14 protein-coding genes are annotated in these 14,767 nt (G+C 68.9%); 9 read left to right on the plus strand and 5 right to left on the minus strand.

Annotation, left to right across the window (positions count from 1 at the left end; all coding sequences use genetic code 11):
* Positions 1 to 4 precede the first annotated feature (4 nt).
* From trpD to lexA, 7 genes are all read left to right on the plus strand, one after another.
* Positions 5 to 1,030, plus strand: coding sequence for an anthranilate phosphoribosyltransferase (gene trpD, locus A3M1_RS0122150; RefSeq protein WP_018391175.1), 1,026 nt, complete (start codon positions 5 to 7; stop codon positions 1,028 to 1,030).
* A 9-nt stretch (positions 1,031 to 1,039) separates the two neighbouring features.
* Positions 1,040 to 1,855, plus strand: a complete 816-nt coding sequence (trpC, locus tag A3M1_RS0122155) for an indole-3-glycerol phosphate synthase TrpC (protein ID WP_018391176.1) — start codon at positions 1,040 to 1,042, stop codon at positions 1,853 to 1,855.
* A 3-nt stretch (positions 1,856 to 1,858) separates the two neighbouring features.
* Positions 1,859 to 2,344 carry a cyclic pyranopterin monophosphate synthase MoaC gene (moaC, locus tag A3M1_RS0122160; RefSeq protein WP_018391177.1) on the plus strand — a complete coding sequence of 162 codons (486 nt, stop codon included), beginning with the start codon at positions 1,859 to 1,861 and terminating at the stop codon, positions 2,342 to 2,344.
* Between the two features lie 10 nt (positions 2,345 to 2,354).
* Positions 2,355 to 3,575, plus strand: a complete 1,221-nt coding sequence (gene glp / locus A3M1_RS0122165; RefSeq protein WP_018391178.1) for a gephyrin-like molybdotransferase Glp — start codon at positions 2,355 to 2,357, stop codon at positions 3,573 to 3,575.
* Positions 3,576 to 3,632: 57 nt separating this feature from the next.
* Positions 3,633 to 4,013 carry an oxalurate catabolism protein HpxZ gene (gene hpxZ / locus A3M1_RS0122170; protein ID WP_018391179.1) on the plus strand — a complete coding sequence of 127 codons (381 nt, stop codon included), beginning with the start codon at positions 3,633 to 3,635 and terminating at the stop codon, positions 4,011 to 4,013.
* 84 nt (positions 4,014 to 4,097) lie between these two features.
* Entirely contained in the window at positions 4,098 to 4,811 is a 714-nt protein-coding gene (locus A3M1_RS0122175; RefSeq protein ID WP_018391180.1) for a GntR family transcriptional regulator, read from the plus strand.
* Positions 4,812 to 5,036: 225 nt separating this feature from the next.
* Positions 5,037 to 5,732, plus strand: coding sequence for a transcriptional repressor LexA (gene lexA, locus A3M1_RS0122180; RefSeq protein ID WP_018391181.1), 696 nt, complete (start codon positions 5,037 to 5,039; stop codon positions 5,730 to 5,732).
* Here the strand turns inward: lexA and A3M1_RS0122185 are convergent.
* A complete protein-coding gene (locus A3M1_RS0122185; protein WP_018391182.1) occupies positions 5,726 to 8,110 on the minus strand; it encodes a ComEC/Rec2 family competence protein in 2,385 nt (794 codons plus the stop codon). The genes lexA and A3M1_RS0122185 overlap by 7 nt on opposite strands.
* A gap of 182 nt (positions 8,111 to 8,292) precedes the next feature.
* On the opposite strand from A3M1_RS0122185, the gene gltX reads away from it, so the two are divergent.
* Complete coding sequence (gene gltX, locus A3M1_RS0122190; RefSeq protein WP_018391183.1) at positions 8,293 to 9,729, plus strand: glutamate--tRNA ligase; 1,437 nt, start codon at positions 8,293 to 8,295, stop codon at positions 9,727 to 9,729.
* Between the two features lie 235 nt (positions 9,730 to 9,964).
* Positions 9,965 to 11,272, plus strand: a complete 1,308-nt coding sequence (gene gltA, locus A3M1_RS0122195; RefSeq protein WP_018391184.1) for a citrate synthase — start codon at positions 9,965 to 9,967, stop codon at positions 11,270 to 11,272.
* Positions 11,273 to 11,396: 124 nt separating this feature from the next.
* Here the strand turns inward: gltA and lpxB are convergent, their stop codons facing one another.
* From lpxB to fabZ, 4 genes are read right to left on the minus strand one after another with little or no spacing between them, the layout of a single operon-like run.
* The gene (lpxB, locus tag A3M1_RS0122200; protein WP_018391185.1) at positions 11,397 to 12,575 is read right to left on the minus strand and encodes a lipid-A-disaccharide synthase; all 1,179 of its coding nucleotides are present in this window, start codon (positions 12,573 to 12,575) and stop codon (positions 11,397 to 11,399) included.
* Positions 12,572 to 13,474 (minus strand): LpxI family protein, encoded by a 903-nt coding sequence (locus A3M1_RS0122205; RefSeq protein WP_018391186.1) that lies wholly within the window; start codon positions 13,472 to 13,474, stop codon positions 12,572 to 12,574. Before A3M1_RS0122205 ends, lpxB begins: the two co-directional genes overlap by 4 nt.
* Positions 13,449 to 14,282: an acyl-ACP--UDP-N-acetylglucosamine O-acyltransferase gene (gene lpxA / locus A3M1_RS0122210; protein ID WP_018391187.1), complete on the minus strand. Its 834-nt coding sequence runs from the start codon at positions 14,280 to 14,282 to the stop codon at positions 13,449 to 13,451. The genes A3M1_RS0122205 and lpxA overlap by 26 nt, the downstream gene beginning before the upstream one ends.
* A complete protein-coding gene (gene fabZ, locus A3M1_RS0122215) occupies positions 14,279 to 14,767 on the minus strand; it encodes a 3-hydroxyacyl-ACP dehydratase FabZ (protein WP_018391188.1) in 489 nt (162 codons plus the stop codon). Before fabZ ends, lpxA begins: the two co-directional genes overlap by 4 nt.

Consider the following 14,767-nt stretch of genomic DNA (forward strand, 5'->3'; position numbering starts at 1 on the left):
CCATATGGACAACCTCAAGCCCATCATCGGCAAGCTGGCGACCGGCACCACGCTGACGCGGGCGGAAGCTGCCGCCGCCTTCGACGTGATGATGTCGGGCGAGGCGACCCCCTCGCAGATTGGCGCCATCCTCATGGCGCTTCGGGTGCGCGGCGAGGCGATCGACGAGATCGCCGGCGCCGTCTCCACCATGCGCGCCAAGATGCTGCGGGTGGACGCGCCGGCCGACGCGGTGGACGTGGTCGGCACCGGGGGCGATGCCTCCGGCTCCTACAACATCTCCACCTGCGCCGCCTTCATCGTCGCCGGCGCGGGCGTGCCGGTGGCCAAGCACGGCAATCGCGCGCTCTCCTCCAAATCAGGCGCCGCCGACGTACTGATGGCGCTGGGCGTCACCATCGACCTGTCGCCAGCCGCCATCTCCCGTTGCATCAGCGAGGCCGGCATCGGCTTCATGTTCGCTCCCGCCCATCACCCGGCGATGAAGCATGTCGGCCCGACCCGGGTTGAAATGGGCACGCGCACCATCTTTAACCTGATCGGCCCGCTGTCGAACCCGGCCGGCGTGACCCGACAGATGGTCGGCGTGTTTGCCCGCGGCTGGGTCGAGCCCATCGCCGAGGTGCTGCGCACGCTCGGCTCGACCCGCGCCTGGGTGGTCCACGGCTCCGACGGCCTCGACGAGATCACCACGACAGGCCCGACCCATGTCGCCGAATTGAAGGACGGCGCCATTCGCAGCTTCGAGATCGCGCCGGAGACGTTCGGCCTCACCCGCGCCACGCCGGAAGCGCTGAAGGGCGGCGACGGCGCCGCCAATGCGCTGGCGCTGCGCGCCGTGCTCAATGGCGAGCCGAGCGCCTATGCCGATGTCGCTTTGCTCAACGCCGCCGCCGCGCTTGTAGTGGCTGGCAAGGTGGACGAGCTCGGCGCCGGGCTGGAGCTGGCCCGCGCCAGCCTGGCGGGTGGCCATGCGGCGGCGGCACTCGACCGGCTGGTCGCCGCCTCCGCTGTTGCGGCGGCAGAATAGGAGCGCGGCATGGCCGACATTCTGGAAAAGATCGGCGCCTATAAGCGCGAGGAGATCGCCACCGCCAAGCGCGAGCGCCCTTTGGCTGGCGTGCGGGCCGAGGCCGAGGCGCAGCCGGCGGCACGCGGCTTCCTGCGGGCCATTGAGGCGAAGATCGCGGCAGGCCACACGGCGCTGATCGCCGAGATCAAGAAAGCCAGCCCCTCCAAGGGACTGATCCGCGCCGATTTCGACCCGCCTTCGCTGGCCCGGGCGTATGAAGAAGGCGGCGCGGCGTGCCTCTCGGTGCTCACCGACAGCCCCTCCTTCCACGGCGCGCCGGAATTCCTCGTTGCCGCCCGCGCCGCCTGCGCCCTGCCCGCGCTGCGCAAGGATTTCCTTTACGACACCTACCAGGTTTTCGAGGCGCGCAGCTGGGGCGCGGACTGCATCCTCGTCATCATGGCCTGCGTCGACGATGCGCTGGCGCTCGACCTTGTCCAGACCGCCCATGGCCTCGGCATGGACGCGTTGGTCGAGGTGCATGACGATGCCGAGCTCGACCGCGCGTTGAAGCTGCCGGCGCGGCTGGTCGGCATCAACAATCGCAACCTGCGCAATTTCGAGGTGACGCTGGAAACCTCCGAGCGGCTCGCCCCACGCATTCCGTCGGACCGGGTGATCGTCGGCGAAAGCGGCATCTTCACGCCGGATGATATCGCCCGGCTGGCGCAGGTGAGCATCAACTGCATTCTTGTCGGCGAAAGCCTGATGCGCCAGCCCGACGTGGCGGCGGCGACGCGCGCCCTGCTCGCCCCTTCCGTCCCCGCCCGCGCGGCCGGCTGAGCGATGAGCGACGAACCCCGCCTGACCCATCTTGACGCCGCCGGCGCGGCCAACATGGTGGATGTCGCCGACAAGGCCGTGACCGACCGCGTGGCGGTCGCCGCAGGCGAGGTGACGATGCGGCCGGAGACGCTCGATCTCATCCTTTCCGGCAACGCCAAGAAGGGCGATGTGATCGGCACCGCCCGGCTCGCCGGCATCATGGCGGCCAAGCGCACCCATGATCTGATCCCGCTCTGCCATGCGCTGCTGCTGTCCAAAGTCGCGGTCGACATCACGCCCCACCCTGCTCTCACTGGCCTCATCGTCCACGCCACTGTCCGCACCAGCGGCCAGACCGGGGTCGAGATGGAAGCCCTGACAGCCGTCACCGTCGCCTGCCTCACCATTTACGACATGGCGAAAGCGGTCGATCGCGGCATGCGGATCGGCAACGTCCGGCTGCTCGAAAAAAATGGCGGCCGATCAGGGCATTGGCAGGCGGATTGAGGAGAGAACCATGGCGCTGATGCCGGTTGAGGAGGCGCTGGCCCTCCTCCTCTCCACCGCCGCGCCGCTCGGTGCCGAACCAGTCGGGCTGGCTGAGGCTGCCGGCCGGGTTCTCGCCGCCCCGGTGCTCGCCCGCCGCACCACGCCGGGTGCCGACGTTTCCGCCATGGACGGCTACGCCGTGCGGGCACTGGACGTGTCGAGCGTGCCTACCACCCTTGAACTCATTGGCGAATCCGCCGCCGGTCGCCCCTTTGTCGGCCGCGTCGAGCCCGGCACCACGGTCCGCATCTTCACCGGCGCGGTGCTGCCCGAGGGTGCCGACGCCATCATCATCCAGGAAGACACCCGCCGCGAGGGCAACGCCATCACCCTCACCGAGGCGGCGACACAAGGCCGGCACATCCGCCGCGCGGGTGGCGACTTCGCCGCCGGCGAGACGCTGCTGCCGCAAGGCCACCGCCTGCGGGCGCGCGACCTCGCATTGGTCGCGGCTGGCGATGTCGACACGGTAAGCGTGGCGCGCCGGCCGCGCGTCGCCCTGCTCTCCACCGGCGACGAGCTGGTGCGCCCGGGCGCGGGGGCAAACCCGCATCAGGTCATCGTCTCCAATCTCTATTCGGTCGCTGCGCTGGCCCTCGCCACCGGGGCCGAGGTGACGGATCTCGGCATTCTGCCCGACACGATGGAGGCGACCCAGGCGGGCGTGCGCGCCGCCCTCGATGGCGGCTTCGACGTGCTGGTGACGACGGGCGGTGCCTCGGTCGGCGACCATGACCTGATCGCCCCCGCTCTCACCGCGCAGGGCGTCGCGCTGGCGGTCCACAAGATCGCGCTCCGTCCCGGCAAGCCGCTGATGTTCGGCCGCGCCGCCGCGACGCAGACGCAGGTGCTCGGGCTTCCCGGCAACCCCGTTTCGGCCCATGTCTGCGCGCTGCTGTTCCTGGTGCCGCTCATCAAGGCGCTGCAGGGGCTTGCGGTGCCGGCCCATCCCGAACTCGTGCCCGCCCGCCTCGCGGCCGATGTGAAGGCGAACGAGCAGCGCATGGATTTCCAGCGGGCGGAAATCGTCGGCCATACCGACGGCGTGCCGCTGGTGCGGGCGCTGCCGGTACAGGACAGTTCCATGCTGCGCAACCTCGCCCGCGCCGACATTCTTCTCGTCCGCCGCCCGCATGCCCCGGCGGCCGAAGCCGGTGAGATGTGCGAGATTCTGCGGCTGGAGGATTGACGCCGCCACCGCGCGCCTGTGTGCTCAGGCCTTCGCCAGCGAGATGAGGGGCCGCGCATGGACATCGATCTTCCCGAAGTGGTGGCCGAGGTCCGCGCCGCCTTCGAGCGTTATGAGCGGGCGCTGGTCGGCAATGATGTCGCCGCGCTCGACGCGCTGTTCTGGGACGATGCCCGCACGATCCGCTATGGCGGCGGTGAGAATCTCTATGGCATCGAGGCCATCCGTGCCTTTCGCGCCGCCCGCTCACCCGCCGGGCTGGAGCGCACGCTGGAAGGCACGGTCATCACCACCTATGGCCGCGACATGGCGGTAGCCTCCACCTTGTTTCGGCGTGCGGCGGGTCGCATCGGCCGGCAGATGCAGACATGGATGCGGACCCCGCAGGGCTGGAAGGTCGCCGCCGCGCATGTCAGCGTGATCGACGATCCCCTCTGAGCTCTTGGTGAAGCCCGGTGCGACGGCTAAAGATGCCAGTGGTCGCCCGGCGTTCGGGCGCTTCTGTCTGTCGTGTGTTTGCTCATGTCGGTGCTGCCCGTCCGCCTGCCCCTTGATCGGCCAACCACCGGCGCCCGCACCAATGGCGCTCGCCCCTTGCGCGTGACGCGGGCCGAGGAGTTGCGCATGCAATTGGCCGACGAGATTACCCGCGGTGCGCTGCCGCCCGGCACGGCACTGGACGAGACCGCCCTCGCCTCCCGCTTCGGCGTGTCGCGCACCCCCGTGCGCGAAGCGCTGCGCGAGCTGGCCGCCTCGGGCCTGGTGGATGCCCGCCCGCATCGCGGCGCCGTGGTGGCGCGCCCGAGCGTCGCGCGGCTGCAGAACATGTTCGAGGTGATGGCCGAGCTGGAAGCGCTCTGCGCCGGAATTAGTGCGCTCAATATGACGCCGCCGGAGCGGCAGCAGCTGGAGCGTCTGCATTTCGGCATGGGCGAACTCATGCGACTGGGCGACTTTGCGGCCTATCGCGAGGCCAATGAACAGTTCCACACCTCGATCTATGCCGGCAGCCATAATGACTATCTGATCGAGCTGACGCTGGGCACGCGCCGCCGGCTCTCGCCTTTCCGCCGAGCCCAGTTCCGCGCGCTGGGGCGGCTGGCGCTCTCGCATGCCGAACATGACCGGGTGACCACCGCCATCCTGCGCGGCGATCGCGACGGCGCCGCCACAGCCATGCGCGACCATATCGCCATCGTGCACGACGCCTATGAGCAATACGCCCAGACGCTTTGACCGCGCTCTGCGACCTGGCTGGCCTACCGCAACGGCGGCACATTGCGCCGCCTTGGCCGCCCGCCCGCCGCTCCCGGCGTCCACCATTCGCCATCGCCAGCGTGATTGTGGCGGGCCGGCGGGCGTTTAGGCTCCCTTTACCCATTGTGGAACACAATAAGAACGGCTAGTCTTTGTTCGTGATTTGTTTCGTTTCGGCATCGGCCGGCAGACGGGGTTCTCTTGATGCTCACCCGCAAACAGCATGAGCTGCTTCTGTTCATCAATGAACGCCTCCAGCAGGACGGCGTGCCGCCTTCGTTCGAGGAAATGAAGGAGGCGCTGGACCTGCGCTCGAAGTCTGGCATCCACCGGCTGATCACCGCATTGGAAGAGCGCGGCTTCATCCGCCGCCTGCCAAACCGGGCGCGCGCGCTGGAAGTTGTCCGCCTGCCGGAGGACGCGCAGCCCGCGAAGCCTGTCCGCAGCTTCTCCCCCAATGTCATCGAGGGCAATCTCGGCAAGGTGCGCCCCGCGTCGGACGACGATGGCGACCGCCGCGTCGTATCGATCCCGGTCATGGGCCGTATCGCCGCCGGCACGCCGATTTCCGCCATCCAGTCGCGCGACCACACCATCGGCATGCCACCGGAAATGCTGTCGGGCGGCGAACATTACGCGCTGGAAGTGCGCGGCGATTCGATGATCGAGGCCGGCATTCTCGATGGCGATCTGGCGCTGATCCGCAAATGCGACGCCGCCATCACCGGCGAGATCGTCGTCGCGCTGATCGATGACGAGGAAGCCACACTCAAGCGCCTGCGCCGCAAGGGCGCCTCAGTGGCGCTTGAGGCCGCCAACCCGGCCTATGAGACACGCATTTTCGGCCCGGATAGGGTTCGCATCCAGGGCAAGCTGGTCGGGCTGTTCCGCCGCTACTGAGGATCGTCGGCGGCAGCCGGCTCTATCTCGGACGAGGAGAAAAGCGGCGCGTCGATCGCCTGGGCGGGGCCAGAGATGGCAGGCGGCGACGTAGCGGCCGGCTTGGTTGCGTTTTTACTCGGAGGCGAGCCGCGGGCATCCCCGCCGCGCTCCGGCTCTGGAGGTGGCGGAGATGGGACTTTCGGCTCCCAGGGCCGCGTTCCCTGCGCCGGGCGCGCGCTGGCGAGAGCAAGGCTGCCATCCGGCATCAGTGTGCCGGCGACTCCGCCGATGGCCGTGCGCACGTCGCGGTGGATCACCGTCGCCGCGCAGTCGAGAGGCGGCGCGTAGGGCGTCACCAGCACAGCCGCCAGGCGGCAATCATCTTCCAGCGAATCTCGGTCGCGCGACACCGCCACCAGCCGCCCATCCGGCAGGGGAAGCGTGCAACCAAGCGGATCGCAGGCCGCGGCGGCGGTCAGGTCACTCGCGCCGAAGCGCGCCCGCTGCCCGTCCGCGCTCAACCACTGCTCAACCGCAAAGCGCCCGCCGATTCCGGTGTCGCGGTCGCCCATGAAGGCGAGAGTGCCATCCCTGCCACGCACCGCCACCGTGCGCGCCTCGGCATCGACCAGCAGGTCGGGACGCGGCGCCGTCGCCGCCGTGGCGATGCCGGCGAGCGCCAGCAGCGGCGCGAGACCAACCAGCCTTGTGCGCGCGAGGCACAGCACCATCAATCCGAGGCTGATCAGCACCAGGCTGGCCATCGGCATGGCTGGCACGCCGCGATCGGCGCCGGGCAGCGCCGCGACCAGATCGGAGATGTCCCGCATGCGGGCGAGGCCCCAGCCCATCAGCCGCCAGGCCGGATCGTCCCAGCCAAACGGCATCAGGATCGAGCCGGCGAGCCCCGCCGGCATGACGACGAACGACACGACCGGCATGGCGCCGAGATTGGCCAGCAGGCTCAGCGGCGCCAGGCGCTGAAAGTGATAGGCGGCATAGGGTGCTGTCGCCAGACCTGCCGCCAGCGACGCCAGCACCAGTGCCGCGATATAGCGCCCCGGCAGCCCGAGCCAGCGGCCGGCCTTCTCGGAGGGAAGGGTGATGAGGAAGCCGAAACGCTCATAGGCCGCGATCAGCCCGAGCGTGGCGGCGAACGACATCTGCGCCCCCGGATCGAGCACCGCCCGGGGCGACACTATGAGCAGCACCAGCGCCGCCACCGCCAGCGTCCGCAAGGTCAGTGCCGGCCGGCCGAGCACGATGCCGGCCAGGACCAGCAACGTCATCACATAGGCGCGCTGGGTCGGCACCTCGGCGCCGGAGAGCAGCAGGTAGAAGCTGGCGGACAGCATGGCCGGCAGCGCCGCCCAGGCCTTGATCGGCCGGTAGAGCGCGAGATCCGCCACCAGCGCCAGCAGCGCCCGCGCCAGGAAGAACACGGTACTCGCCACCAGCGCCATGTGCAGGCCGGAAATCGACAGCACATGCGACAGTCCGGAGATCCGCATACTTTCCTCGATCGATTCCGGCACCGCGTCCCGCAGCCCGGTAACGAGCGCGACCGCGACGCCCCCCTCCTCCCCCGGCAGCGCCGCGCGGATGCGTGCGGCGATGGCGTGCCGCGTGCCGTCGAGCCAGGTGGTCAGCGCCAGCCCCGGCGGCGGCGCGACAGCTGCGGGGCTCAGCTGCGGCCGGCCGAGCGCATATCCGGTGGCACCGATGCCATCCAGCCAGATCGCCCGCCCGAAATCGAAGCCGCCGGGATAGGACGGCCCCGGCGGGGGGCCGAGCGTGGCGCGCAGTGTCACATGGCTGCCCACCGCCGGCGGCTGCCGACCGGCGAGGGTGACGCGCACCCGCCTCGGCATTTCCACCCCGGCGCGCTCCATGCCGGTGACGGCGAGGGTGATGCGGCTGCCGCGCGGGCGAAGCTCGGCCGCCTCGACATAGCCGCGCAGCTCAACCGCGTTCAGCGTTCGGCCCAGCACCGGATGCGCCATCAGCTGCACCTGCAGCGCCGCCACCGCGAAACCGGCGGCGATGACGGCGAGCAGCGCCAGCAGATGGAAGGCGAGGGGCCGCGCCCGCGCCGCCACAGCAAGGCCGGCAAAGGCGAGGGCCGGCACAAAGCCGGCATAGGGCAGGGGCTCCTGCGGCGCGGCGAAATAGAGCGCGGCGCCGGCGGAAAAGCCGATCGGCAGGAACAGGAAGCCGCGCCGGTCGTCGAGCTCGCGCGCCAGCGCCGTCGCCGCGCCGTGCCAGAGCCCCGCCAGAGACAGTTGCGGCAGGCGCCAGTCGTTCGGGTGCCGCCTCGCCCGCCCCGCGCCGAGCACAGCCGCCCGCGCGCGCCGACGCGGCGCGTCTCCCGGCCCCAGCTGCGGCGGCTCGTGCATCCCCCGATGCCCCTTGCGCGTGTTTCGCTGCCCTGTCCTGCTGCCTTGTCACGCGGCGCGCGGCCCGTTGCGGTCCAGCCCCGGCGGAAGGCCCGCTTTTCCCGCATCGTACTCCTATGGTACACGCACGCTCCGCGCCCGCCATGCTTCGCCGCCGTCCCTCCGGCGCAGACGGAAGAGATATGTCCGAGACCGTCGTTACCCGCTTCGCCCCCTCGCCCACCGGCTTCCTGCACATTGGCGGCGCCCGCACCGCGCTGTTCAACTGGCTCTATGCCCGCGCCAAGGGCGGCACGATGCTGCTGCGCATCGAGGACACCGACCGCCAGCGCTCCACCCCGGAGGCGATCGACGCCATCATCGACGGGCTGAAATGGCTCGGCATCGACTGGTCCGGCGAGGTGATCTACCAGTTCGCCCGGGCCGAAAGGCACCGCGAGGCGGTGGAGCAGATGATCGCCGCCGGCCGCGCCTATCCCTGCTACGCCAGCGCGGCGGAGTTGGAGGAGATGCGCGAGACCGCCCGCAAAGAGGGCCGCCCACCGCGCTATGACGGGCGCTGGCGCGACCGCGACCCGGCGGACGCGCCGGCCGACCGCAAGCCGGTGTTCCGCCTGAAGGCGCCGACCGAGGGCGAGACCGTCATCGACGACCTCGTGCAGGGCCGGGTGGTGATTCCCAACAAGGACCTCGACGACCTCGTCCTGCTGCGTTCCGATGGCACCCCGACCTATATGCTCTCGGTGGTGGTGGACGACCACGACATGAACGTCACCCACATCATCCGAGGCGACGATCACCTCACCAATGCTGCGCGTCAGACGCAGATCTACCATGCGCTAGGCTGGGGGGTGCCGAAGATGGCGCACATCCCGCTGATCCATGGGCCGGACGGGGCGAAGCTCTCCAAGCGGCATGGTGCGCTCGGCGTCGATGCGTATCGGGCCATGGGCTACCTGCCCGCCGCGCTGCGCAACTACCTCGTCCGCCTCGGCTGGAGCCATGGCGACCAGGAGATCTTCTCCACCGAGGAGATGACCCGCCTGTTCGACCTCGACCGGGTCGGCCGCTCGGCGGCGCGCTTCGACTTCGCCAAGCTGGAGAACATCAACGGCCTGTATATCCGCTCGACCCCCGACGCCGAGCTGATCGAGGCCATCGACGCCCTGCTCCCGCATATTCCCGACGGCGCCACAATCGCCGCCGCGCTGACGCCGGAGCGCCGCGCCCAGCTGCTCACCGCCATGCCGGGACTGAAGGAGCGCGCCAAGACCCTGCTCGAACTCATTGAAAACTCAGCCTATATCTGGCGGACGCGCCCGCTGCCCCTGGAAGAAAAGGCGCAGGCACTGCTCACGGAGGACGCTCGCCGGCTGCTGGCGGCCGCTGCCGGACAGCTCGCGGCGGTGAGCGAATGGAACGCTGCCGAGACCGAGGCGGCGGTGCGAGCGGTGGCTGAGGCGCAAGGGGTTAAGCTCGGCATGCTGGCCCAACCACTGCGCGCGGCCGTGACCGGCAAGACCACCTCGCCCGGTATCTTTGACGTTCTCACGGTGCTGGGCCGGGAGGAATCGCTCGCCCGCATCGCCGACCAGACAGGCGCCGCTGCGCCAGCGTAATGCCTTCCCTGAGGTAGCCGGGCCCGCCGGAACAGGCGTCTGCCCGGCTCCCGGCCGCAATGCGGGAGCGGTTTCGCTGCGCTTGCGAGGGCGGGTCGAAACCGCTACGACTTTGACCATGGGCCGCCGTGGGACATCCCCCGTCTCCGCTGCACATTGCCGCAAGGCAGGCGCGGCCCCCGCAAAAGACGCGATCCGTTTCAGATCCGGTTCTCAAGGTTCAGGGAGACCCCGCATGGACGCCAGCCAAAGCAACGCGCCAAAATCCGCCACGCTCACCATTGGCGATGAAAGCTGGGAGCTTCCGATCCTGAACGGCACGATAGGGCCGGATGTCATCGACATCGCCAAGCTCTACAGCCAGACTGGCAAGTTCACCTACGATCCCGGCTTCACCTCCACCGCCTCCTGTGAAAGCCAGATCACCTATATCGACGGCGACGAGGGCGTCCTGCTCTATCGCGGCTACCCCATCGAACAGCTGGCCGAGAGCGACTTCCTCGAAACCTGCTACCTTCTCCTCTACGGCGAACTGCCAACGGCCGCCCAGAAGGCCGATTTCGACTACCGCGTCACGCGCCACACCATGGTGCATGAGCAGATGAGCCGCTTCTTCCACGGCTTCCGTCGCGACGCGCACCCCATGTCCGTTCTGGTGGCCTCGGTCGGCGCGCTCTCCGCCTTCTACCACGACAGCACCGACATCTCCGATCCGCAGCAGCGCATGATCGCCTCGATCCGGATGATCGCGAAGATCCCGACGCTGGCGGCGATGGCCTACAAGTACTCGATCGGCCAGCCCTTCGTGTACCCCAAGAACGATCTGGACTACGCCTCGAACTTCCTGCGCATGTGCTTCTCGGTGCCCTGTGAGGAGTACAAGGTCAACCCGATCCTCTCGCGCGCCATCGATCGCATCTTCATCCTGCACGCCGACCACGAGCAGAACGCCTCGACCTCGACCGTGCGGCTCGCCGGCTCGTCGGGCGCCAACCCCTTCGCCTGCATCGCCGCCGGCATTGCCTGCCTGTGGGGCCCCGCCCATGGCGGCGCCAATGAGGCCGCGCTGAAAATGCTCGGCGAGATTGGCTCGGTGGACCGCATCCCCGAGTTCATCAATCGCGCCAAGGACAAGAACGACCCGTTCCGGCTGATGGGCTTCGGCCACCGGGTGTACAAGAACTACGATCCGCGCGCCAAGATCATGCAGCGCACCTGCCACGAAGTGCTCGGCGAGCTTGGCATCAAGGACGACCCGCTGCTCGACATCGCCGTCGAACTGGAGCGGATCGCGCTGCAGGACGAGTATTTCGTCGAGCGCAAGCTGTACCCAAATATCGATTTCTATTCGGGCATCACGCTGCGCGCCCTCGGCTTCCCCACCTCCATGTTCACCGTGCTGTTCGCCCTCGCCCGCACGGTGGGCTGGATCGGCCAGTGGAAGGAAATGATCGAGGATCCGAGCCAGCGCATCGGCCGTCCGCGCCAGCTCTACACCGGCGCCACCCAGCGCGACTACGTTCCGATCGCCCGCCGCAAGTGATCGCGGCGCGCAAGTGATCGCGGCGCGCAAGTGATCGCGATGCACGTGTGCTGATGGCCTGATACTGGAAACCCCGTCCTCCGCATTGGAAGGCGGGGTTTTTCGTTGCCGCGCCCGCTCGGGTTCAGTTCTCAGTACGGCGCTGTGCCAGCGTTTCCAGCACTGCCCGCGCTGCCCGCCGGCTGGGCGGATCGCCGCCCTCGCCCATGACAGAGTCGAGCCGTGCAAAAGCGGAAAGCTGTGCCTCCCGCTCAGGCCCGCCAGCGATCAGCCGCGCCAGTTGCGCCGCCATGGCCGGCGGGTCGATGTGCCATTGCAGATATTCCGGCATGGCAGGCTCATCGAGAATGAGATTGGGCAGGATCGCCGTCTTCACCCGGATGAAGAACGGCGCGATACGCCCCTCCAGCCAGGGCACCCGATAGGCCGCCACGGTCGGGACGCCGGCAAGCGCAAGTTCCAGCGTCACCGTGCCGGACGCCGCCAGCGCCGCCCGCGCCACCCGGAAGGCGGCCCGCTTCTCCTCATCCTCGACAAGAATGCGCGGCTTGACCGGCCAGGTTGCCACCATGGCCTCCACCTGGGCCCGCCGGCCCGGCAGGGTCGGCAGCACAGGCTCGACATCCGGCACGTTGACCATGAGCCGCGCCAGCACCTCGCCAAAGGTCGCCCCTAAGCGCGCCAGCTCCGCTCGCCGGCTGCCAGGCAGCACCAGCAGCACCGGCGGCGCGGCGGCGCGCCGGGCCGCCTCTTCGGCAGATGGCCGGAGCGTGGCCAACTCACCCAGCAAGGGGTGGCCGACATAGGTGGTCGGCGGACCGCCCAGCGTGTGCATCGCCTCGGGCTCGAAGGGCAGCAGCGCCAGCACCCGGTCGAAATCCGGCGCCATCGCCTTGGCGCGCCCCTGACGCCACACCCAGACGGTTGGCGCGACATATTTGACGATCGGCAGCGACGGCAGGCGCGCCCGCACCCTGCGCGCGACGCGATGGGTGAAATCAGGCGCGTCGACCATCACCAGGATATCAGGCCGCTGGGCAATGATGGCCTGTGCCGTCTCGCCCATACGTCGCAGGATGCGCGGCAGGCCGCCGATCACCTGCGCGAAACCCATCGCGGTGATGTCTTCCATGGGAAAGAGCGGCACCAGCCCCTGCGCCTGCATGCGGGCGCCGCCGACGCCACGAAAGCGCACCGCGCCGGCATGGAGCGCCTTCAGCTCCGCCATCAGCCCGGCACCCAGCACATCGCCCGATTCCTCACCGGCGACGATGAATATGTCGAGAGCAGCCGGGCCGCTCATGAGCCCTGTGTCCCCTCGCGCTCGACGCCCAGGATGAACAGGCCCTTCTCGTCGGCGAGCCGGATCAAGGCCGCGCTATCAGCGACGATGACGCCGCCGGCCTCCAGCGCGATGCCGGCCAGCCCAGCCCGGGCCGCACCTTCCACCGTGCGGGTGCCGAAGGACGGCAGATCGATCCGCAGATCCTGCCCCTCCTTCGGGCGCTTGACCAGCACCCCACAGCGCGCCGGCATCTTGATGCGGCCATTGGCCCGCAACTCGGCGACCCGCGCGAGCATGAGATCGGTGCCCTCGGCCGCCTCGACCGCGACGACATGGCGGTTCATCACCACCAGCCCCTGGCCGATGTCGAGCGGCCCCATCACCGCCAGTGCCGCGCGCCCGCGGGCGATGTCCTCGCGCGCGCCAGCATCCGGCGCAACGGCGCCAAGTTGCCCGGCTGGCATGAGGATTTCCGGCGCCACCTCATGTGCGCCGACGAGGCGGAAACCCGATTCCTCCATGAGTTGGCCAAGGCCTGTGAGCAGATAGTCGTCGCCGCCGCGCAGCATGGCAACGGCACGCGGCAGCAGCCGCAGTGTGGCCCAGTCGAGCCGGAGATCGCGGATACGCGGGCGCAGCACATTGCCGATGAAAACGACGTCGCGGCAGCCCCGGCGGCGCAGCTCGCTCTTGAGGAAGCCGAAGCGGCCGAGCGAGATCCACACATGCGGCCAGGCCTCGAAGGCGGCATCGGCAAAGCCACGCACGGGGAACAGGACGACCTGTCGCCCCGCCCGTCGCGCCCCCTCGGCCACGGCGAGGGGGAAGGCCCCGCCGCCGCAGATGATGGCCAGCGGGCCCTCGGCCGCATCCGCCGCCGAGGACGGCGCCTCAGGCGGCGTCGGGTTCGGCGACATGGTCAGCCGTGTCCTGGGGTACGGTCAGGCGGCGCTTGCCGCCATTGCGCACGAAATCGACGACATGCATGACGTTGGCGTCGTCGGCATAGCGCTCGGCCACACGCGCGGCGCGCTCAGCCAGCGTGCCGCTGGAGTAGAACAACTCACGGTAGGCCGCGCGCAGCGCGTGGATCTGTGGCCGGCCGAGGCCGCGGCGCTTCATGCCGATGATGTTCAGCCCACCGAGTCCACTGCGGCCATAGATCATGGCGCCGAACGGGATGAGATCGTGCTGCAGCCCGCATAGGCCGCCGACAATCGCGTTGTCGCCGATGCGGACGAACTGATGGATCGCCGCCATGCCGCCGAGAAAGACGTTGTTTCCCACGCTTACATGGCCGGCGAGAGTCGCGTTGTTGGCGAAGATCACATTGTCGCCGACGATGCAGTCATGCGCCACATGGCTGTTCACCATGAACAGGCAATTATCGCCGACAACCGTCTCCTGGTGGCCGCCGGCGGTGCCGGTGTTCATCGTCGCATGTTCGCGGACCGTGCAGTTGCGGCCGATCACCAGCCGGGTCGGTTCGCCCTTGTAGCCGAGCGACTGCGGCGCAAAGCCGAGCGAGGCGAAGGGATAGATCGTCGAACCCTCGCCGATGGTGGTGTGCCCACTTATCGCGACATGCGAGACCAGCTTGACCCCGGCACCCAACACCACATGCGGCCCCACCGTGCAGAACGGGCCGATCTCGACACCGACGCCCAGAACGGCACCCGCCTCGACACGCGCCAGCGGGTCGATCTTCGCCTCGGTTTCGTTCATTTACGCTCCCCGCGGGCGATCATCGCGCTCACTTCCGCCTCGGCGACGATCTCACCGTCCACCTTGGCCTCACCACGGAACCACCACATGTTCCGCCGCTTGGTCATCTTGGTCATGTGATACTCAAGTACGTCGCCCGGCAGAACCGGCTTGCGGAACTTGGCTTTGTCTATGGTCATTAAATAGACGAGCGAGGGCGCACCATCCTCGGGGCGGTTCAGCAGGCAGATGGTGCCGGCGGTCTGCGCCATGCCTTCAAGGATGAGCACGCCGGGCATGACCGGGTTGTCCGGGAAATGGCCCTGGAAATGCGGCTCATTGGCCGAGACATTCTTGATCCCGACCGCCTTCCTGTCGCCCTCGATGCCGACGATCCGGTCAACCATGAGGAACGGGTAGCGGTGCGGAAGCGTCGCCAGGATGCGCTGAATATCGGCCGCACCCAGCGCCGTGGGTTCAACTGTGGCTTGCTCCTGCACGTCCAT

Source organism: Ancylobacter sp. FA202 (assembly GCF_000380205.1).
In the GTDB taxonomy this organism is placed as follows: domain Bacteria; phylum Pseudomonadota; class Alphaproteobacteria; order Rhizobiales; family Xanthobacteraceae; genus Ancylobacter.